This is a genomic window from Amycolatopsis jiangsuensis, from assembly GCF_014204865.1.
Lineage (GTDB): Bacteria > Actinomycetota > Actinomycetes > Mycobacteriales > Pseudonocardiaceae > Amycolatopsis > Amycolatopsis jiangsuensis.
In genome coordinates this window covers 4,249,717-4,268,728 of record NZ_JACHMG010000001.1, presented here as the reverse complement: position 1 = coordinate 4,268,728, position 19,012 = coordinate 4,249,717, and the positions used below count along the sequence as shown (strand labels likewise).

Genomic DNA, 19,012 nt, shown 5'->3' with positions numbered 1-19,012 from the left:
TTCTCCTGTGACACAGATCTTTCCCGCTGTGAAGTTCGGCCTCCACGGCGTCAACGCCGGCCCCGGCGCGGCCCCCGCGGCCGCCCGCCGGCTCGCGCGACGAGCCGAAGACCTCGGGTACGACTCGCTGTGGGCGGTCGACCACGTCGTCATTCCGTCCGGATACCAGAGCCCTTACCCGTACGACGAGTCCGGGAAGATGATGGGCGGGGCGGAGGAGTTCGATCTGCTCGACCCCCTTGCGTGGCTGACCTTCGCGGCCGCCGTGACCTCCCGGATCCGGCTCGCGACCGGCGTGCTCGTACTTCCGCAGCGCAACCCCGTCGTGCTCGCCAAGCAGCTGGCCTCCCTCGACGTGCTCAGTGAAGGCCGCGCGATCGCCGGCACCGGCGTCGGCTGGCTCGAGGAGGAATTCGACGCCGTCGGCGTGCCCTTCCGCGATCGCGGCCGCCGGCACGACGACTATGTCCGCACGATGCGCGCACTGTGGACCGAGACTCGCGCCACGATCGAGACGACCTACACGCGCCTGTCCGACGCCATCAGCCTGCCGCACCCGGTCGAGCAGTCGGTGCCCATCGTGGTCGGCGGCAGCGGCCCACGCTCCGCCCGTCGCGCCGCCCAGCTCGGCGACGGCTACTTCCCGACCGTGCAAGACCCCGGACAACTCGAAGCCCTGTTGACGACGATGCGCGCCGAGAGCGAGCGCGCCGGGCGCGATCCCGACGGCATCGAGGTCACCGTTCCGTTCCCCGGCGTCGTCGCGGACGCGGCCGGCCTCGAGAGCTTCGTCAAGGACGCGCGACGCTGCGCGGATCTGGGCGCGCACCGCATCGTGATCCCCGTACCGCCTGATGACGTCCTGACCGGACTCGCCACCGAACTCGGTCTGGAAGGACATCAGTGATCGCCTCCGAGGCCCCGCTCAGCCAGGACCACGACGCCGCGACCCGCGACGACGCGGAGTTCGCCGCGCATTTCGAGCACCGCTTCACCACGATCGACGGCGTGCAGATGCACTACGTCATCGGCGGCACGGGCCCACAGCCCATCGTGCTGCTGCACGGCTTCCCCGAAACCTGGTACAGCTGGCGACCGCTCATGACCGAGCTGCTGCCCGGGCACACGGTGATCGCCATCGACCTGCCCGGCCTGGGCGACTCCACCGGCGACATCCCGCGCCACGACAAGGCTTTCCTCGCTCGCTACGTCCACCTGCTGCTCGTGCGGCTGGGTTACCCCAGCGGCGTGCAGCTGGTCGCGCACGACTTCGGCGGCGGGATCGCGTTCGCGCTCGTCACCGGATGGCGGGACCAGTTCAGCGGGCTGCTCTTGATGGACTTCCCCGTCGCCGGCGGCAGCCTGAGCTACGCGGAGATCAAGCCGCTGTCGTTCCACTTCGCCTTCCACAGCCAGGAACCGCTGTTCGAACAGCTCGTCGCCGGCCGCGAGCGCACCTACCTCGAGTACTTCTACCGTGCGAACTCACCGGCAACATCCGAGCCCGTCCCGGCGCACGCCGTCGACGAGTTCGTCCGCGCCTATTCCCGCCGCGGTGTCCTGCATCACGGATCCCGCTACTACCAGGCGTGGCCCGAGGACGAAGTCGACAACCGCGAGCGGATGGGTGTCCCGCTCACCATCCCGGTGCACCTGCTCGCGCAAGCGCCGTTGTTCGACACGTTCCTCGAAGCGCTTCGCGGCGCCGCACCCGCGGCCGGCGGCACTCCGATGCGGTGCGGGCACTGGATGCAGCATGAGGCCGGCGAGCAGGTGGTGGCCGAGATCAAGCGCTTCTACGGCTACCCGGGCTGAGCGGCGTCACAGAGGTGCGGGCGCGAAGCCTTGCGACTCCCAGAGTTCGGGGAAGTCGGTGAGGCTTTCGCGCAGCACGTCCCGGATGGTCCGGGCGGCCAGCACGTCGCTCATCGCCCGGGTGGCTTCGGCGTAGATGCCGGTGAGGGTGGTTTCGATGCCGTGGCCGACGTAGCACTCGGCGTCCGGTGGTGTGGTGTACATGCCGAAGATGGGCTCTTCGCCGAGCGCTCGGTACACGTCGAGCAGCGTGATCTCCGCGGCGTCGCGGGTCAGGATCCAGCCGCCGCCGCGGCCGCGCTGCGCTTCGACCAGACCGGCGTCCTTGAGCTCGGTCAGGCAGCGCCGGATCACCACGGGGTTGGTGTTGACGCTGCTGGCGATCCGCTGTGAGGTGGCGATCTCCTTGTCGCTGCCGCGCCGGTCGAACGCCATCCACGTCAGGATGTGCACGGCCATCGTCATCCGGGAATTCGCGCTCACCCTTCGACTGTAGCTCGCCGACCCCAGTATAGGTAACCCTCCTGGTTACGAATCGCTGAGCAGGGCGACCGCGCCCGGATGGCCCTGCCGGACGAGGCCGCGCAAGCCGTGCGCCGCGATCCTGGCGACCTCCGCGGTGGGCCGGTCGAGCCACGCCGCGGCGGTCGCCACCGCCAGGTCCGGGTCACGGCGGGCCACGTCACTCAGGTGCGCGGCAACGGAGCGCCGCACGTACTCGCTGCCGTCGTCGTGCAGAGCGTCGAGGATCGGCCGGGTGCGGTACGGCTCGGCCAGCAGCCGCGGGACCCGCTCGGCCCACGGCAGCAGCGGGCGCGTCCCCTCGGCGGCCAGGCGGCGCACGTCCTGACTGTCGTGCCCTGCCCACGTCCCGACGACGGCGAGGCCTCGGTCCAGGTCGTGGCGCAGCAGCCCGCGCAGCGCGAACTCCGAGGTCAGCAGCGAGGTGAACTCGGCCAGCAGCGCGAGCGCGTCGTCGAAGGCGCCGGCCGAACCGTCCTGGACGGCTTTGGCCGCGACGGCGCTGGTGACCGGCCAGACCAGCCAGCCGGTGAACGAGGGCGACAGTTCGCGCGCGGCCCGCATGGTCGCGGCGAACGAGGGGTAGGAGCCGGGCAGGTCGGCCAGCAGCGCGTCGCGGACCAGCCGCCCCCGCTCGCGCAGCGCGAGCGGGGGCAGGGCCGCGGTGGTGTCGAGCAGGGCGCGCAACGGTGCGTGAGGTGCGGCTCGGTGCACCGCGGCCACGAGCGCGGCGACGACGCCCGGGCCGACCAGGTCGTCGGCGAAGGGCATGACAAAGCTCCGTCCGGGGTGAGAAATCGCCGGGAGGGTCAGCGCCCGGCGTGCAGGGAAGCGAGGAAGGACATCGCCTCGGCACTGCGGGTGTCCGGCTCGGCCGTGCCCACCAGCAGCTGCTGGCCGGGCGCGTCGTGCACGTCGAAGGTCTGGTACGTCAGCTCGACCCGCCCGGCTTCGGGGTGCACGAACACCTTGAACGCGCGGGCGAGTGCCCCGACCAGCTGGTCGTTCCACAGCTTCCGGAAGTCCCTGGACACCTCCAGCATGTCCTCGACCAGGCCGCGGATCTCCGGGTCGTCCGGAAACCGGCCGGCGTTCAGACGCAGCGCATAGACCGTGTCGCGGACCACGGTTTCCCACTGGACGAACACCGTCTTCGCCGCCGGGTGGGTGAACTGGACGCGGACCATGTTCCGCATCCCGTCGAACGGCGCCAGCAGCGCCGCGGCGAGGGTGTTCGTGGCCAGGATGTCGAAGCTCGGGCTCAGGACGTAGGCCGCCGAGGTCGGGAAGGCCTCTAGCAGCTGCCGCAGCGACGGGTGCACGGCATCCCGGTCACCGGCGCCGCCCAGCCGCGGGTTGAGCCCGGCCAGGCGGTAGAGGTGCTCCTTGCCGTCCGCGCTCAGCCGCAGTGCCTGGCCGATCGCGGCGAGGACCTGGGCCGACGGGTTGCGCTCGCGGCCCTGTTCCAAGCGGGCGTAGTAGTCGGCGCTGACCCCGGCCAGCACCGCGACCTCCTCGCGGCGCAGCCCGGCCACCCGCCGGCTGCCGGACGCCCCGATCAGCCCCGCGTCGGCGGGGTCGAGGCGGGCGCGGCTGGCGCGGAGGAACTCGCCCAGCGGCGTGGCGGAGGCGGCGGCCATACGGCCGAGGCTACCGCCATGCCGCGTGGTACGCGTCGTGACCTGCGACGTCATGCCCGTTCGAACGCTTTCGAGCCCAGGCCGTTGATCGTCGTGTTGCCCTGCTGGTAGCCGATGCCGACCTCGTCGAGGAAGGGGAACGGGTACTCCAGCGACGGCGTGCTCAGCGCGTCGAGCGCGGCCAGGTGCCCCGCGGTCAGCGTGACTTCGACCGAGGCCAGGTTGGCCTTGAGCTGGGTCAGCGTGCGGGCGCCGACGAGGATCGAGGTGATCTCCTGCTGCTGGCGCACCCAGGCCAATGCGACCGCGGCGACCGTGGCGCCGAGCTCGCCTGCGATGCGCTCCAGCTCGTCGAGCAGGGTGAAGGTGCGTTCGGTCAGCATCGGCGCCGCGTACCCCGCGCGGCCAGACCCGGCGGGATCGGTCTTCCCGCGCGAGTACTTGCCCGAGAGCACCCCGCTGGCCAGCGGGCTCCACGGGGTGATGCCGAGCCCGAACGCGCGGGCGGCGCCGAACTGCTCGCCCTCGACCGTGCGGGCCAGCAGCGAGTACTCGACCTGCAGTGCGGCGATGCTCGTCCAGCCGCGCAGCGCCGAGGTCGTCGCGGCCTGCGCGACCCACCAGGCCGGGGTGTTGGACAGCCCGATCGCGCGGACCTTCCCCGCCCGCACGAGGTCATCCAATGTGGACAACGTTTCCTCGAGTGGGGTGTGGCGGTCCCACTGGTGCATCCAGTACAGGTCGACGTAGTCGGTGCCCAGCCGGCGCAGCGACCCCTCCAGCTGGGAGGTGATCGCCTTGCGGCCCGCGCCGCCGGCGTTCGGGTCGTCCGGGAACAGCGTGCCGCCGAACTTCGTCGACAGCACGACCCGCTCGCGCAGGTGCGGGTAGCGGGCGAAGTAGGCACCCAGGGTTTCCTCGGACGCGCCGTCGTTGTACTGGTTGGCGGTGTCGACGAAGTTGCCGCCCGCCTCCAGGTAGTGGTTCAGGATGGGGAAGGCATCCTCGGCGGTGGTGCCCCAGCTGCCGTCGCCAAACGTCATCGCGCCCAGCGCCAGCGGGCTGACCCGGAGCCCGGAACGGCCGAGCGTGCGGTAGGAATTGAGCTGCATCGGTGGTTCTCCCTGGAGTTGTCGTTGTGGGAACCAGCTTCGCCCGGGCGCCGCGGGGTCCGGAAGGACACGTCATCCTGGGTGCGGCACTCCTAGGAAGACAGCGCCCGTTCCAACCCGGACCCGATCTTGTCCATAGTGGACTCGAAGGCCGCGGGTACGTCGACGCCGAGGCGCTCGCCGAGCACGAACACCCACCACAAGCACTCGGCCAGCTTGTGCCGCAGCTCGGCGTCGACGTCACCGTCGATGCCCCAGGTGTTCTCGGCGGCGAGGACCAGGCGCCCGACGTAGGCGGCATCGTTGGTGAACCCGAGCGCCAGTTCCGGAAGAGTCCAGGTGCGGCCCAGCAGGCGGTCTTCGAGCTGTTCGTAGAGCCGGCGCACTTGCAGGGCCCGGGTTTCCGCGTCGGTGAGAGTCATGACGGCGACCGTAGCCACCTTCCCGGATAGGGCCGGTCCGGATAGCCGCGGTGTCCGCCGGATCACACCATCGAGCGAGCGTACCCGGACCCGACCTGTCCGGGTCTGTCTCTACCGTCGCCGATACCAAGCCAGGGAAAGGAAATGCAGTGAACGGACGTCTTCTCGTCTACGGCGCCACCGGCTACACCGGACGGCTCGTCGCCCAGCACGCCGTCGAGACCGGCCTCGACGTCGTCGTGGCCGGCCGCGATCCCGGCCGCGTCGCCGAACTCGCCGGCGAACTCGGTGTCGAAGCCCGCGCCTTCGACACCACCGACGCCGTGGAGGCGATCAAGGACATCGAAGTCCTGCTCAACGTCGCCGGCCCGTTCCGGGACACCGCCCGCCCGCTCATGGACGCCTGTCTCGATGCCGGCGTCCACTACCTCGACACCACCGCCGAATTCGCCACCTTCACCCTCGCCGAATCGCTGGACGAACGAGCCACCCGGGCGGGGATCATGCTGATGTCCGGGACCGGGTGGGACGTCGTGCCCAGCGACTGTCTCGCCCTGCACACCACCCGCCGCGTCGCCGAGCCCCACAAGCTCACCATCGCCCTGCGGGTGACCGGCGGCTTCTCCCGCGGTTCGCTGGCCAGCGCGGCCGGGATCGAGGACCTGGGCACGCTCGTCCGTCGCGATGGCGAACTCACCCGCCTGGAGGCGGCCGTGCCCAGGACGTTCGACTTCGGCAACGGCCCGGAGGAGTGCCTGCCGGCCCCGATGGGCGACCTGATCACGGCGCCGAAGTCCACCGGTCTCGGCGATGTCGAGGTCTACCTCGGCACCGACAGCGGCTTCACCGACACCAGCGACGGGCCGACTGCCGACGAACGCGCGGCGGGCCACTACTTCGCCCTGGCCGAGGTGACCGGCCGCGACGGACAGATCGCCCGCTCGCTGGTCACCACGCCGACCGGCTACACGTTCACCCAGCTCAGCTCGGTCGAGATCGCCCGCCGAGTCCTCCGCGGCCAGGTCACACCCGGCTATCAAAGCCCGGCCTCGGCCTACGGACCTGAGCTCGCGACCACGATCGCCGGTACCACCATCGTCGACCTGGACTGAATGTAACACTCTCTGATACCTTTTAAAGGGAACAGACTTTGTTACAGATGGGAGGCGCATGGGCCAGCTCGACGGCCGGACGGCTCTGGTGACCGGCGGATCCAGCGGCATCGGCTTCGCCATCGCACGGCGCTTCATCGAGGAAGGTGCGACCGTCCACGTCTCCGGCCGCCGCCCCGACGCGCTGCGCGCGGCGGTGTCGGAGCTCGGTCTCCGCGCGCACGGGATCGTCGGCGACGTGGGCGACACCGCCGATCTCGATCGGCTCTTCACGGCGGTCACGCGGCTCGATATCGTCGTCGCCAACGCCGGCGGAGGCCACCACACACCCCTCGCCGAGGTGACGGAGACCGAGTTCGACACCACCTTCGCCACCAACGTCCGCGGCCAGTTCTTCACCGTCCAGAAAGCACTGCCCCGCCTGGCCGACGGAGGCTCGATCATCCTCGTGTCCTCGATCGCCGGCGTCAACGGAGCACCCGGGCAAAGCGTCTACGCGGCAACAAAAGCGGCCTCCCGAAGCCTCGTCCGCTCCTGGGCGGCGGAGCTGGCGTCGCGCCGCATCCGCGTCAACGCGCTGCTGCCCGGCCCGACCGACACCCCCGGCATCGCGCAAGCCCGCCAGGAGGTGCTCTCCGGCGGCGGCACCTGGACCCACACCACGCCCCTCGGCGACCTGGTCCCCACCGACCAGGTGGCCGCGGCCGCCCTATACCTGGCCTCCGACCACAGCACCTACATCACCGGAACCGACCTCATCGTCGACGGCGGCAACCTCGTCGCCTGACCCGTGCGGAGCACGTCATGACCCTTCCCGCCGCCGGCGACGAACCCGCGACCGCGACCATCGGCGCCGCCACCTTCCTGTCCACCACCGGCCAAGGGGTGCCCGGAACCGACGAGTTCTACGCCGCCAAGGCGAAACTCGGCGCCGCAGCCGGCCAGCTCGGCCACTCCGGCCCCATCGAAATCCTGTACTGGTTCGAGCCCGAACACGGCGACGTCGGCATCGCCGACTTCTACTGGACCGTCCCGCTGGAACACCTTCGCTGGCGCATGCTCGTCCACGTGCCCGACGACATCACGCTCCCCGCCGAACTCGCGGCCGCACTCACCGACGCCGGGCTGTTCCTCTTTCCCTATAAAGAAGGCAAAGTCGTCCAGGTCATGCACCACGGACCCTTCGCCGGTGAAGACGAGACCATGAAACGACTCGGCGCCTACGCCGACGCCCACGGACTCCGCCGCCGCGGACCCCACCACGAGATCCACCTCGACACCTTCGACCGCACAACACCGCAAGACCACTTCCGCACCATCCTGCGCGACCCCGTCACCTAATGGCCACGAATCACTCCCCATGGAGCACCTTCCTTGCTCCGGCTCGCCCGCGTTGCCTTCGACCTCATCGAGATCACCGTCGGCGCTGCGACCGGCCGTGGCAGGGCTGGTCGTGGCAGCGTCCGCGGTCGCGGCCACGAAACGCTCGCTCCGAGGCGCACCTCAGCGTCATCCACGCTTCCGGTACTGCCGTCCGGCTACGTCGTACCCGGTTCGCGGTCAGATGGCCAAATACACCTAGGTGCTTTCTGTGCTGGACATCGCGTCGCCTTCGCCTATGAGATCGTGGCGTCTTTGGCCGCGATGTAGGGTGTCCAGTCATGGCCGACTCGCTTGTTCCACGCGTCCGCGGTGGTGACCTCGATGCCGGTCAGGCTGGCGAACACGGCCGCCGGCAGCTCCGCGGCGAGCGCGAGCCGTGCGGTGTTGCGCGCGGAGAGGACGCGTATGCCGTGCTCGCGCAGCTGGCAGTAGAGCGTGGCGGGTAGGACGGGGCGGTGAGCGGCTTTGCCGGGATAGAGCAGAGGCGATTCGAATGGCAGCTGGCTGAGCGCCCGTGTTCCGCTCGTGGGCTGTGTGACTAGGTGTGTCAGGAGCCTTCCCAGCATTGGTGGTATCGCCAGGAGGTGTCCGTCGACATCCAGCGATACAGCGCCTTCCTCGATGCGGACGTGATCCCTGCGGAGTCGCACGACTTTGGTGATCGACAAGCCGAACAGCAGAGTCAACGCACCGGCAACCCGCACGTGCAGTGGTAAAGCCTCGTCGTCGAGGCAGCTCCGAAGCTGGGTCAGCCGCTCGTCGGAATCGAGATAGTTCGTTCGTTTCGGGTAGACGGGGAGCGGTACCCGGACACGCGGGTCCGTAATGCCCTGGGTCCGGGTCCAGTTAAGGAACGGATACAGGTGGCGGTAGTAGCCGCGGCCCTCAATCAGCCATTCGTCCACGAGTGGCTGGGTCAGGTCCGGCAGGCCGACACCTATGTCGTCAAGCCACGCGAGAAGCCGTGCCGCGGCACGCACCAGCGGCGGAATCGGCGCCGGCACGCTCTCACCGACGCCGCGGCGTGCCACGACGCGGTGCGCCTTCGGCAGCACGTACCAGCGGACATATTGCGTGAGTATGCGAGCGTGTTCGGCGGGAATTGACGCGAGTTCGTTCCGAAGCCATGGATGGATGCGCTGCAGGTACTCCGCGTCACGCCGAGGGAGAATTTCGCAAGACATCAGCAGATCCCGGATGTCATGCGCTGGAGATCGGTGCGGCAGTTCATCGAGCATCTCGTGGGTGACGGGCGTCTGCGCAGCGATCACCTCCTGCAGCAAACCGGCGGCGCGGCTGTGCTTGAACCAGCTGATCATCGTCAGGGGTCGTCCGTGGCCAGGAGTGCCTCGCGCAGCGGGGTCCATTGACCAGCCGAGCCACCCGCTGCGGCGCCGAACAGCTGCTGCACGTGGGTGGTCAATGCGCATGCGGCGCAGCATGTCCCGGTGTAGAGGTCTGTCCTGGCGTCGAAGTGACGGCAGGCGTAATCGAAGGTGGAATTCGAGCACCGGCCACACCACCACTCGCTCCCGGAAGGTGACCGCGCGATCAGCGGACGAGTTTCTTCGCAGGTGTTGCACGGACGTCAGGATCGCATTGCCTTGCCGTAGCACGGTTTGCAGACGACACCGAGCGGCCACCGCACGGCTGATGGCCGGGACTTACCACACAACGCGCACGTCACCACGGGGCGCCGACGCGGACGGGACGGGCGAGGTGGCCGCGGTGGGTGACGCATCCGGTGCAGGCAAGTCGGGCACAACGAACCGCGTGTGGTGGCGCGCCACGCTCCTCCGGTGGCGCCGCAGTCGGCGCAAGGGCGCACGAGTTCTTTACGCCACAAACAGATCAGCGCCCCCTCGAAGGACTCGGTGAGGAAGAAGCTGGGCTTTCGGCATCGCATGCAGTGCGGCGCCGGGATCGACGAGCCGACGGTTCTGGAAAGAACGTGTGCCAGCGCCGGAAAGCCCGCAGGAACTGCGGACCGCGAGAGGGTGAGCGCGTCGTCGTGTGCGCGGAGAAACGCGACGAGCTCCTCGACGTCGCCAACCTCGGGCAGAACGCCGCGGATCGCGGCTTCGAGGTCCCGCCGCCCGGCCCGGGGCAGGTGCAGCTGTAAGACGGCCAGGAGCGGGGCGGCCGCGGACGGCGAGGAGGTGATCGCGTCGGCGGTCATGAAGGCTCGGGTCGCCGAATCGTGCTCCGCCGCGCTGTCGGAGCCGCGCTGGAGCCGCCAACGGCCTTGCGCTGATCACCGGCTGTCGGCTTGATCTCGATGAGGTCGTTGGGCTGACACTCCAGGATGTCGCACAGCGCCGCGAATACGTCCATCGACAACCGTTGCGGCGGCGAGGTCACCAATCGGTAGACCTGTTCGCGTGAGAGCGAGATTCCGCGCTCGTGAAGCGGCTTGACCAGGTAGGAGGTCTGGAACATGCCTCGTTCGGCCATCCGCAACCGCAGGTGCCACTCGAACGTCATCGCCTTCGCCATCAGGTCTCCCACAACTCCGGTGCCCATGAAGCGACAGCCTTCTGCATCAGCCGATTCCGGTAGTCATCCGACACGCCCGTGTAGATCGCCGTGGTGCTGGCATGTCGATGGCCAACCTGTTCTTGCACGAACCGAGGCGTGTAGCCGAACTCCACCAGGTGGGTGACGTAGGAGTGCCGAAGGCAGTGCAGATCAAGCTCCGAGTCCAACCCGGCCGCTGCCCTGGCGACCTGGAACGCCTCACTGATACCTCGCGGCGCAAGCCGGGTGCCGCGTTCGGTGACCAGCAGCGCCGACTGCGACCTGCGAATCAGCGTTGGACGGACTTCTTGCAGCCATTGCTGGAGCGGTTCGAGGATCCAGTCCATCTTGGGCACTAGGAGGACAGTGCGCGGTTTGGGTGGGCTGCCGTTGGCAGCTTTGCCCCACCAGACGAACAGCCCACCGCAGGTCCCGAAACGAGGAACATGCGGATTCGTCCGGAAGTCCGGTAGATCAAGGCCCCACGCTTCGCGACGCCGTAGACCGAACGCGTAGACCACCTTCAGCACCAGCGCGTTGCGCATGGCCGTGACGCAACCTTTGCGACCCCGCGCTCGGATCTGATCGATCAAGCCATCCGCCGCGTCGAGCAGCGCCTGCACTTCGTCGTAACTCAGTGGTCGCCGACCCGGCCGGCATTCCACGTCTGCGACATGCCGGATGCTGTTGAACTCGTGCAGCACCATCTGCGGCGCGGAGCCGAAGCGCTGCTTGCACACCACCGGCCAGCCATACCGAGGATCAGTGGCATAGCCAAGAAAGATCCGCAGCACGCACTCGTAGCCGCGCATCGTCGACATCGCCAAGGGTCGGCCGCCCGAGGGCAAGTCGGCGAAGAACGCCTCGACCTCCGCGGAAGTCCACTGCCACGGGTACTGGTTGGACACTTGAGCGACGCGCCGCACGAGTCCGACCCGGTTGCTGATCACCTGTGGCTTGACCGAACGCACACGCTGCTGCTGCTCCCAGCCGGCCAGCATCGCCTCGAAGACCGACGTCTCAGGATCGAGATAGGTGACCCCGTCGACGAGCATCAAGCCGGCGGAGCCGGTCAGTCCCGTGCCGTTCTCCATGCGTTGCATTTAACCCAACATTGTGTCGACGAGCTAGCAGATTGTCATACTAATGGCCTAATGAGTGACAACCGCAGGTCCGCCACCACTTCACCGCCTCGGCCGCTCCACCCACTGCCGTCGGCGGCGCATACGGGGTCGCCACCACATTGTCGTGAGCTGCGGCTTTCCAACATCCGAACCTGTTGTGACCGATGCAACTTTGCCCGTTCCGTGCTTGACAAGGGCTGCGGGTGTGGGGTTGAATGAGGTTTGTCGAACAAGTGTTCGAAGTTGTGGTTGTCGGAGCCGCCTTCCCCGCGGTGTGCCGGTAGCCGTTCCGTAGTCCGCCCTGCCGAGGTGGGCCTGCCGGAACGGAGCCGGCAGGTACGCGAGGGAGGTGCCGGTGATGTCGACCGGCTCGGCGGAGACGGCCGGTGTGGCTGAGTCGGCTGCGGTAGTCGGGACGGCCGGTGTGGTCGGGTCGGCCGGTGTGGCTGGGTCGGTCGGTGTGGCCGAGGCGGTCGGGTCGGCTGGGGTGGTCAAGGCGGTGGATTCGGTCGTATCGGCTGGGTCGGTCAGGTCGGCTGGGGTAGCCGGGTCGGCGGACTTGGCTGTGGCGGCCGGGGTGGCCAGGACGGCGGACTTCGCTGGGCTGGCCGGTGTGGTTGGGTCGGCTGGTGTGGCCAGGACGGCGGACTTCGCTGGGGTGGCCGGTGTGGCTGGGTCGGTTGGCTTGCCCGGGTTGGCGGACCCGGTTGGGACAGCTGATTTGGTCGGGGCGGCTGACTCGGTGGGGACAGCTGGTCTGGTCGGGGCGGCTGACTCGGCCGGGGTGTCCGGCGTGGCGGAGTCGGCTGGGCGGCGGGGAGCGCGGGGGCGCTCGCCTGTAGCTGGCCGGCCGCTGCCGTCGACGGTGGCGTCGATGCTGTCGGGGGCGCCGCTGCCACCGTCGACGGAGGCGGGACAGCCGGGCTCGTCGGGGCGGTGGGGGTCGCCGGGTTCGTCGGGATCGCGGCCAGGGGCGTGGGGGAGCCTCGGATCGTCGGCATCGGTGAAGGGGCGAGTGTTGTCCCGGCGGTGGGAGTGCTCGCCGCCGGTGGTGGGGTCGGCGTCGGTGTCGTGGGAGAGACCGGCGCTCCCGTGCGGTTCGGTGGCGCGACCGCCCGGGGACGGACAGCTCGGCGGAAAGCCGATGCGGTCCGCGTGCGTCGCGGCGCCGGGATGGGTGCTCCCGGCGTCGCTGACGTCGCGAGTGGAGCCGACGTCTTCGTGCGTGCCGGTGGCGCGGCCGGCACGCACGAACTTTTCCGCGCTCACGATTTCCTTACCCACGATTCCCGCATCCTCGGTTGCAGCGCCCTCGGCCGCAGTGCCCTCGGCCGCAGTGCCCTCGGTTTCCGCTCCCTCGGCTTCCGCGCAGCCGGTTTCCTCGCGGCGGATTTCTGTACCGCCGATTTTCCTTGCTGGAGAAGGGTTTTCGCAGTCGGTATCGGGTTCGCCGAGTGAACTCCCGATCACCCGAGCCACTCCTTCCAGCCGGGTCACCCCGATCACCCGAGCCGCTCCGTCCAGCCGGGCCACTCCGATCACCCCGCCCAGTCCGGTGGCCCCATCCACCGCGCCCGTCTCAGTGCCCTCGGCCGAGGTGGTTCCCCTCCGTCCCACCTCAGTTTCCGAAGCCGCCCCCGCCCCTGACGACGGCGGTGGGATGCCTCCGGTGGCTCGGTTGGCTGCCTTGCCGGGGGTGAGTACCGCCAGCCGGGTCGGGAAGTTCGTCCGGCACGGCGCTCGGGACGGGGAGTCCGGTGCTGGGCGGTTGTTGCCGGTCACCCCCGCGCTGGCGGATCTGCTTCCGGGCGCCGGGCTTCGGCGGGGGAGCACCGTGGTGGTGCACGGTTCGACCTCCCTGCTGTTCGGGTTGCTTGCCGAGGCGACCGTTGCCGGGGCCTGGGTCGCGGTGGCCGGGGTGCCTGCCCTGGGGGTCGCCGCGGCGGCGGAGCACGGGGTCGTGACGTCTCGGATGGCGCTGGTGCCCCGGCCGGGGGCCGACCACCCCTCGGTGCTGGCCGCGTTGCTCGACGGGGTCGACCTCGTGGTCACCGAGGCGCGGTCGATCAAGGCGGACGTCGCGCGGCGGCTTTCCGCGCGGGCCCGGCACCGGGGATCCGTGCTGTTCTCGCTCGGGGCCTGGCCCGGGGCCGATCTCGAACTCCACTGCACCCCCGGCGCCTGGACCGGCCTTTCCGGCGACGGCGACGGGGCCGGGCACCTGCGTACCCGGCCGGTCGAGGTGCACGTCCGCGGACGCGGGGCCGCGGCCCGTCCGCGTTCGGCTTCGGTGCTGCTGCCCGGACCGCACGGGCGCGTCACCCGGACCGGGAAAGCCGCCCGGCGAACGGAGGCCGCCGGATGACCGCGGACCGCCGGATGCTCGTGGTCTGGTGCCCCGACTGGCCCGCGGTGGCTGCCGTCGCCGCGGCCGGGGAAGTGCTGACCCGGCCGGCCGCGGTGTTCTCGGCGAACCGGGTGGTCGCGTGCACCGAAGTGGCCCGCGCAGGCGGGGTACGGCGCGGGATGCGGCGGCGGGAGGCGGAATCGCGGTGCCCCGGCCTCGCCGTCTTCGGGGCGGACGACGGGCGGGACGCGCGGCTGTTCGAGAACGTCGCGCAGGCGGTGGAAGACCTGGTCGTCGGGCTCGAAGTGGTGCGGCCGGGGCTGATCGCGGTCCCCGTCGCGGGGGCGGCTGGCTACTACGGCGGGGAGCCCCGGCTCGCGGAGAAGCTGCTGGACCAGGTCTCCGCGGCGGCGGGCGTCGAATGCCAGATCGGGATCTCCGAAGGCCTGTTCGCGGCGACGCTCGCGGCCCGCCGCGGGGCACTCGTCGAACCGGGGCAGGCCGCGCAGTTCCTCGCCCCGCTGCCGATCGCCGAACTGGACCAGCCCGATGCCGACCGGGCGGAGCTGGTCGACCTGCTCGTCCGGCTCGGCCTGCGCACGCTGGGTGCGTTCGCCGCGCTCGGCGAACGGGACGTGACCGCCCGGTTCGGCCGCGCCGGCGTGCTCGCCCACCGGCTGGCCCACGGCCGGTCCGACCGGCCGCCGCTGCGCCGCCGTCCGGCACCGGAACTCTCGCTCACCGAATCGTTCGACCCGCCACTCGCCCGGGTGGACGTGGCCGCATTCCTCGCCAAGAACCTCGCCACCCGGTTCCACGCCGCGCTCGCCGCCCGCGGACTCGCCTGCACCCGGCTCGGCATCTACGCCACCACGGAGAACGGCGAACAGCTCGGCCGAGTCTGGCGCTGTGCGGAACCCCTTACCCCGCAAGGGGTCGCCGACCGGGTGCGCTGGCAGTTCGAGGGCTGGCTGCGGGCGGTGCCCGGGCAACGGCCGACCTCCGGCGTCATCCGGCTGCGGCTGGAACCGGAGGAGACGGTCGAGGGCCGTTCCCTGCAGCTCGGGCTGTGGCGGGGCGGTGCTCCCGGTTCGGGAGCCGGGGCGGACGAGGACGAGTCCGCCGAACGCGCCGGCCGCGCCTTCGTCCGGGTGCAGAGCCTGCTCGGCCCGGACGGGGTGCTCACCCCGCTGTTCGACGGCGGACGCGACCCCGCGGGCCGGGTCCGGCTCGTGCCGTGGGGCGACCCGCGAGAACCGGCCACCCCACCGGAGGCCACCTGGCCCGGCCGGCTGCCCTCGCCGTCCCCGGCGACGGTGGTCACGCCGCCGCTGCCGGTCCAGGTCGTGGACGAGCAGGGGAACCCGGTCGGCCTCACCGCACGCAAACGGCTCACGGCACCGCCGGACCGGCTCCGCGTGGCCGGCGGGCCACCGCGGCAGATCACCGACTGGGCCGGTCCGTGGCCGGTCACCTCGGGCCGCAGGGCGACCGGCCCGCAGCAGGCCCGGTTGCAGCTGCTGCTGGCCGGTGCCGGAGACGCCCCCGGCCAGGCCGTGCTCGTGCTCTGCTCGGGCACCGAGAATCCACAGTGGACGGTAGAGGGGAGTTACGACTGATGGGCCGAGCAACCTCCGGCGGGTCGGCATGAGCTGGAACAACCCGCCGGTGCCGTGGAAGGACCTCGCGCGGGCGTTCTCGGGTGCGCTGCCACCCGGTGACCACGGGGACAGTCCTGCGTGGAGCCGTAAACGCGAGGGCTACCGGCGTCCCGCCGACGTCCCGCCACCGCGCAGCGACTTCGAGTCCCCGCCCCGGGTGCCCTACGCCGAGCTGCACTGCCACTCCACCTTCAGTTTCCTCGACGGCGTGAGCCACCCCGAGGAACTCGTGGAGGAGGCCGCGCGGCTGCGGCTCGACGCCATCGCGCTCACCGACCACGACGGCATGTACGGCGTGGTCCGGTTCGCCGAGGCGGCGAAGGAACTCGGCGTCCGCACGGCGTTCGGCACCGAGCTGAGCTTCGGGCTTTCCGGACCGCAGAACGGGATGGCCGACCCCGAGGGTGAGCACCTCCTGCTGCTGGCCCGCGGCCAGGACGGCTACCGCAGCCTGTGCCGCGCGATCACCGCCGGCCAGTTGCGGGGACACGACGACACAGCGCCGTCGGAGGCACGCGCGGAAAAGGGCCGTCCGGTCTACGACCTGGCGGCGGTCGCGGAGGAGGTCGCCGGCCAGTGCGCCGTGCTCACCGGATGCCGCAAGGGATCCGTGCGTTCCGCGCTGGTGCGGGAAGGCCCGGACGCGGCGGCCGTCCAGCTGCGCCGGCTTGTCGACCTCTTCGGCCGCGACCAGGTCTACGTCGAGCTGATCGACCACGGCCAGCCGCTCGACAGCACGCACAACGACCTGCTCGCCGAGATGGCCGACGAACTCCACCTGCCCACGATCGCCACCACCGCCGCGCACTATGCCCGCCCCGAGCGCGGCAGGCTGGCCGACGCCGTCGCCGCCATCCGGGCCCGGCGCGGCATCGACGACCTGGAGGGATGGCTGCCCAGCGACGGCACCGCGTTCCTGCGCTCCGGCACCGAAATGGCGGAGATCTTCCGGCGGTACCCGGGCGCGGTGCAACGTTCGGCGCTGCTGGGTGTGGAATGCGCGTTCGAGCTGGAACTGCTCGCGCCGGAACTACCGCCGTTCGACGTGCCCGAGGGGGAGACCGAGACCACCTACCTGCGCCGGCTGGTGCGGGAGGGTTTCCGGGAACGCTATCAGGGCAAGGAAAAAGAAGACCAGGCGCGGCGGCAGCTCCAGCACGAGCTGGCGGTGATCGAGGAGCTCGGGTTCCCCGGGTACTTCCTGATCGTCTGGGACATCGCCCGGTTCTGCCGGGACAGCACCATTCTCTGCCAGGGCCGGGGCTCCGCGGCCAATTCGGCGGTCTGCTACGCACTCGGCATCACCAAGGTCGATCCGGTGCAGTACCAGCTGCTCTTCGAACGCTTCCTCGCGCCCGATCGCGACGGCTACCCGGACATCGACGTCGACATCGAGTCCGACCGGCGCGAGGAGGTGATCCAGTACGTCTACCGCAAGCACGGCAGGCTCAACGCCGCGCAGGTCGCCAACGTGATCACCTACCGTGCCCGTTCGGCGGTCCGCGATGCCGCCCGCGCGCTCGGCTACTCGCCCGGCCAGCAGGACGCCTGGAGCAAGCAGATCGACCGCTGGGGTGCCTTGCGCAGCACGGAAAAAGACCACGACCACGACATCCCCACCGACGTCGTGCAGCTCGCTTTCGCGCTCGAGGACTTCCCGCGCCACCTCGGCATCCACTCCGGCGGCATGGTGATGTGCCGTGAACCGGTGAGCCAAGTGTGCCCGGTCGAATGGGCGAGGATGGCCGACCGCAGCGTGCTGCAGTGGGAAAAGGAGGACTGCGCCTCGGTCGGGCTGGTGAAGTTCGACCTGCTGGGGCTCGGCATGCTCTCCGCACTGCACTACATGCTCGACCTGGTCCGCGACTACAAGGACGAGGAGATCGACCTCGCGGAGCTGGACCTCACCGACGCCAACATCTACGAGATGCTCTGCCGCGCCGACGCGATCGGCGTGTTCCAGGTGGAAAGCCGGGCACAGCTGGCCACGCTGCCGCGGTTGCGGCCGACGAAGTTCTACGACCTGGCCGTGGAGGTCGCGTTGATCCGCCCCGGCCCGATCCAGGGTGGTTCGGTGCACCCCTACATCCGGCGCAAACAGGGCAGGGAGAAATGGGACTACGACCACCCGCTGCTGGCGAACGCGCTGCGCAAAACGCTGGGCGTACCGCTGTTCCAGGAACAGATGATGCAGATCGCACTGGACGTCGCGGACTTCACGCCGGCCGAAGCCGACCAGCTGCGGCACGCCATGGGTTCGAAACGGTCGGAGCGGAAGATGGAACGGCTCCGGCAGCGTTTCCTCGACGGCGCCGGGGCGAAGGGGGTGGGGCCGGAGCTGGCGGAGAAGATCTTCCAGAAGCTCAAGGCGTTCGCGAACTTCGGCTTCCCGGAAAGCCATTCGCTGAGCTTCGCGCACCTGGTGTTCGCGAGCGCGTACTTCAAGTACTACCACCCGGACGCGTTCTGTGCGGGGCTGCTGCGGGCGCAGCCGATGGGCTTCTACTCACCGCAGTCGCTGGTGGCCGACGCCCGCAGGCACGGGGTCACCGTGCTCGGGCCCGACATCAACCTCAGCCTGCCGCACGCCACCCTGGAACCTTTGCCGGACAAGGGAAAACTGCATGCGGTCCGGAACGGTCTCGGTACCGTCCGGACAGTCGGGGACACGCTCGCGGAGGAGATCGTGGCCGAGCGCGTGGCGAACGGCCGGTACCAGAGCATGTCCGACCTCGGCCGCCGGGTGCGGCTCACCTCGCCGCAGCTGGAGGCGCTGGCCACCGCGGGCGCGTTCAGCGGGCTGGTGCCGGACCGGCGCCAGGCGCTGTGGTCCGCGGGCGCGGTGGCGCACGACCGGCCGGAGAAGCTGCCCGGCACCGGGACCGGCGTCGACGCCCCGATGCTGCCGGGCATGGACGGGCTCGACCTCGCCGCGGCCGACGTCTGGGCCACCGGGATCTCACCGGACAGTTTCCCCACCGAGTTCGTCCGCGACCGGCTCGACGCGCTCGGGGTGATCACCGCCGACCGGCTGCTTTCCCTGCCCGACGGCACGCAAGTGCTCGTCGGGGGCGCGGTCACGCACCGCCAGCGTCCGGCGACCGCGGGCGGCGTCACGTTCCTCAACCTCGAGGACGAGACCGGCATGGTCAACGTGGTCTGCACCCTCGGCCTGTGGCAGCGGTTCCACCGGATCGCACGAGCCAGCCCGGCGCTGCTCGTGCGGGGAGTGCTCGAGGCGGCCGACGGCGTGGCGAACGTGCGGGCACTCAAACTGGAGCCGCTGCCCCTGCGGATCCCCACGAAATCCCGGGACTTCCAGTGAGCGAAGCGACCCCGTCGCAGCGCCGGTGCCGG

Annotated in this window: 16 protein-coding genes; 8 read left to right on the top strand and 8 right to left on the bottom strand. The window is 70.2% G+C overall.

Annotated features, from left to right (window positions below; genetic code table 11):
- Positions 1-7: 7 nt before the first annotated feature.
- Positions 8-907, top strand: coding sequence for an LLM class F420-dependent oxidoreductase (locus BJY18_RS18850; protein ID WP_184781222.1), 900 nt, complete (start codon positions 8-10; stop codon positions 905-907).
- Positions 904-1,815 (top strand): alpha/beta fold hydrolase, encoded by a 912-nt coding sequence (locus BJY18_RS18845; protein ID WP_184781221.1) that lies wholly within the window; start codon positions 904-906, stop codon positions 1,813-1,815. The genes BJY18_RS18850 and BJY18_RS18845 overlap by 4 nt, the downstream gene beginning before the upstream one ends.
- Before the next feature lie 6 nt (positions 1,816-1,821).
- Here the strand turns inward: BJY18_RS18845 and BJY18_RS18840 are convergent, their stop codons facing one another.
- The 5 genes from BJY18_RS18840 to BJY18_RS18820 all read right to left on the bottom strand — a co-directional run bounded on the left by BJY18_RS18840 (position 1,822) and on the right by BJY18_RS18820 (position 5,511).
- Positions 1,822-2,298 carry an Rrf2 family transcriptional regulator gene (locus tag BJY18_RS18840; RefSeq protein WP_312873891.1) on the bottom strand — a complete coding sequence of 159 codons (477 nt, stop codon included), beginning with the start codon at positions 2,296-2,298 and terminating at the stop codon, positions 1,822-1,824.
- Between the two features lie 45 nt (positions 2,299-2,343).
- Positions 2,344-3,108 (bottom strand): hypothetical protein, encoded by a 765-nt coding sequence (locus tag BJY18_RS18835; RefSeq protein WP_184781220.1) that lies wholly within the window; start codon positions 3,106-3,108, stop codon positions 2,344-2,346.
- Positions 3,109-3,146: 38 nt separating this feature from the next.
- The gene (locus BJY18_RS18830; protein WP_184781219.1) at positions 3,147-3,977 is read right to left on the bottom strand and encodes a helix-turn-helix domain-containing protein; all 831 of its coding nucleotides are present in this window, start codon (positions 3,975-3,977) and stop codon (positions 3,147-3,149) included.
- Positions 3,978-4,027: 50 nt separating this feature from the next.
- Positions 4,028-5,089 carry an aldo/keto reductase gene (locus BJY18_RS18825; RefSeq protein ID WP_184781218.1) on the bottom strand — a complete coding sequence of 354 codons (1,062 nt, stop codon included), beginning with the start codon at positions 5,087-5,089 and terminating at the stop codon, positions 4,028-4,030.
- Between the two features lie 92 nt (positions 5,090-5,181).
- A complete protein-coding gene (locus tag BJY18_RS18820) occupies positions 5,182-5,511 on the bottom strand; it encodes a nucleoside triphosphate pyrophosphohydrolase family protein (protein WP_184781217.1) in 330 nt (109 codons plus the stop codon).
- Positions 5,512-5,660: 149 nt separating this feature from the next.
- On the opposite strand from BJY18_RS18820, the gene BJY18_RS18815 reads away from it, so the two are divergent.
- The 3 genes from BJY18_RS18815 to BJY18_RS18805 are packed head-to-tail and all read left to right on the top strand — an operon-like array spanning position 5,661 to position 7,964.
- A complete protein-coding gene (locus BJY18_RS18815) occupies positions 5,661-6,623 on the top strand; it encodes a saccharopine dehydrogenase family protein (protein ID WP_184781216.1) in 963 nt (320 codons plus the stop codon).
- Between the two features lie 58 nt (positions 6,624-6,681).
- Positions 6,682-7,410 carry an SDR family NAD(P)-dependent oxidoreductase gene (locus BJY18_RS18810; RefSeq protein WP_184781215.1) on the top strand — a complete coding sequence of 243 codons (729 nt, stop codon included), beginning with the start codon at positions 6,682-6,684 and terminating at the stop codon, positions 7,408-7,410.
- A gap of 17 nt (positions 7,411-7,427) precedes the next feature.
- A complete protein-coding gene (locus BJY18_RS18805) occupies positions 7,428-7,964 on the top strand; it encodes a GyrI-like domain-containing protein (protein ID WP_184781214.1) in 537 nt (178 codons plus the stop codon).
- Between the two features lie 275 nt (positions 7,965-8,239).
- Here the strand turns inward: BJY18_RS18805 and BJY18_RS18800 are convergent, their stop codons facing one another.
- The 3 genes from BJY18_RS18800 to BJY18_RS18790 form a co-directional block, all read right to left on the bottom strand.
- Complete coding sequence (locus BJY18_RS18800; protein ID WP_184781213.1) at positions 8,240-9,325, bottom strand: site-specific integrase; 1,086 nt, start codon at positions 9,323-9,325, stop codon at positions 8,240-8,242.
- Between the two features lie 856 nt (positions 9,326-10,181).
- The gene (locus tag BJY18_RS18795; RefSeq protein ID WP_184781212.1) at positions 10,182-10,502 is read right to left on the bottom strand and encodes a helix-turn-helix domain-containing protein; all 321 of its coding nucleotides are present in this window, start codon (positions 10,500-10,502) and stop codon (positions 10,182-10,184) included.
- Positions 10,502-11,617 carry a tyrosine-type recombinase/integrase gene (locus tag BJY18_RS18790; protein ID WP_184781211.1) on the bottom strand — a complete coding sequence of 372 codons (1,116 nt, stop codon included), beginning with the start codon at positions 11,615-11,617 and terminating at the stop codon, positions 10,502-10,504. Before BJY18_RS18790 ends, BJY18_RS18795 begins: the two co-directional genes overlap by 1 nt.
- A 1,690-nt stretch (positions 11,618-13,307) precedes the next feature.
- On the opposite strand from BJY18_RS18790, the gene imuA' reads away from it, so the two are divergent.
- Genes imuA' through BJY18_RS18775 form a run of 3 tightly spaced genes read left to right on the top strand, consistent with a single transcriptional unit; the run spans position 13,308 to position 18,980 of the window.
- The gene (imuA', locus tag BJY18_RS18785; RefSeq protein ID WP_246458917.1) at positions 13,308-14,012 is read left to right on the top strand and encodes a DnaE2-dependent mutagenesis accessory factor ImuA'; all 705 of its coding nucleotides are present in this window, start codon (positions 13,308-13,310) and stop codon (positions 14,010-14,012) included.
- On the top strand, positions 14,009-15,613 hold the full coding sequence (locus BJY18_RS18780) for a DNA polymerase Y family protein (RefSeq protein WP_446680346.1): 1,605 nt from the start codon (positions 14,009-14,011) through the stop codon (positions 15,611-15,613). The genes imuA' and BJY18_RS18780 overlap by 4 nt, the downstream gene beginning before the upstream one ends.
- A gap of 28 nt (positions 15,614-15,641) precedes the next feature.
- Positions 15,642-18,980 (top strand): error-prone DNA polymerase, encoded by a 3,339-nt coding sequence (locus BJY18_RS18775; RefSeq protein WP_184781210.1) that lies wholly within the window; start codon positions 15,642-15,644, stop codon positions 18,978-18,980.
- Positions 18,981-19,012: the final 32 nt, after the last annotated feature.

Excerpts from the sequence above, each read along its gene's own strand:
- BJY18_RS18800 (WP_184781213.1), bottom strand. The coding sequence starts at position 9,325 with ATGATCAGCTGGTTCAAGCACAGCCGCGCCGCCGGTTTGCTGCAGGAG.
- BJY18_RS18780 (WP_446680346.1), top strand. The coding sequence starts at position 14,009 with ATGACCGCGGACCGCCGGATGCTCGTGGTCTGGTGCCCCGACTGGCCC.
- BJY18_RS18790 (WP_184781211.1), bottom strand. The coding sequence starts at position 11,617 with ATGGAGAACGGCACGGGACTGACCGGCTCCGCCGGCTTGATGCTCGTC.
- BJY18_RS18830 (WP_184781219.1), bottom strand. The coding sequence starts at position 3,977 with ATGGCCGCCGCCTCCGCCACGCCGCTGGGCGAGTTCCTCCGCGCCAGC.
- BJY18_RS18805 (WP_184781214.1), top strand. The coding sequence starts at position 7,428 with ATGACCCTTCCCGCCGCCGGCGACGAACCCGCGACCGCGACCATCGGC.
- BJY18_RS18820 (WP_184781217.1), bottom strand. The coding sequence starts at position 5,511 with ATGACTCTCACCGACGCGGAAACCCGGGCCCTGCAAGTGCGCCGGCTC.
- BJY18_RS18795 (WP_184781212.1), bottom strand. The coding sequence starts at position 10,502 with ATGGCGAAGGCGATGACGTTCGAGTGGCACCTGCGGTTGCGGATGGCC.
- imuA' (WP_246458917.1), top strand. The coding sequence starts at position 13,308 with ATGCCTCCGGTGGCTCGGTTGGCTGCCTTGCCGGGGGTGAGTACCGCC.
- BJY18_RS18825 (WP_184781218.1), bottom strand. The coding sequence starts at position 5,089 with ATGCAGCTCAATTCCTACCGCACGCTCGGCCGTTCCGGGCTCCGGGTC.
- BJY18_RS18775 (WP_184781210.1), top strand. The coding sequence starts at position 15,642 with ATGAGCTGGAACAACCCGCCGGTGCCGTGGAAGGACCTCGCGCGGGCG.
- BJY18_RS18810 (WP_184781215.1), top strand. The coding sequence starts at position 6,682 with ATGGGCCAGCTCGACGGCCGGACGGCTCTGGTGACCGGCGGATCCAGC.
- BJY18_RS18835 (WP_184781220.1), bottom strand. The coding sequence starts at position 3,108 with ATGCCCTTCGCCGACGACCTGGTCGGCCCGGGCGTCGTCGCCGCGCTC.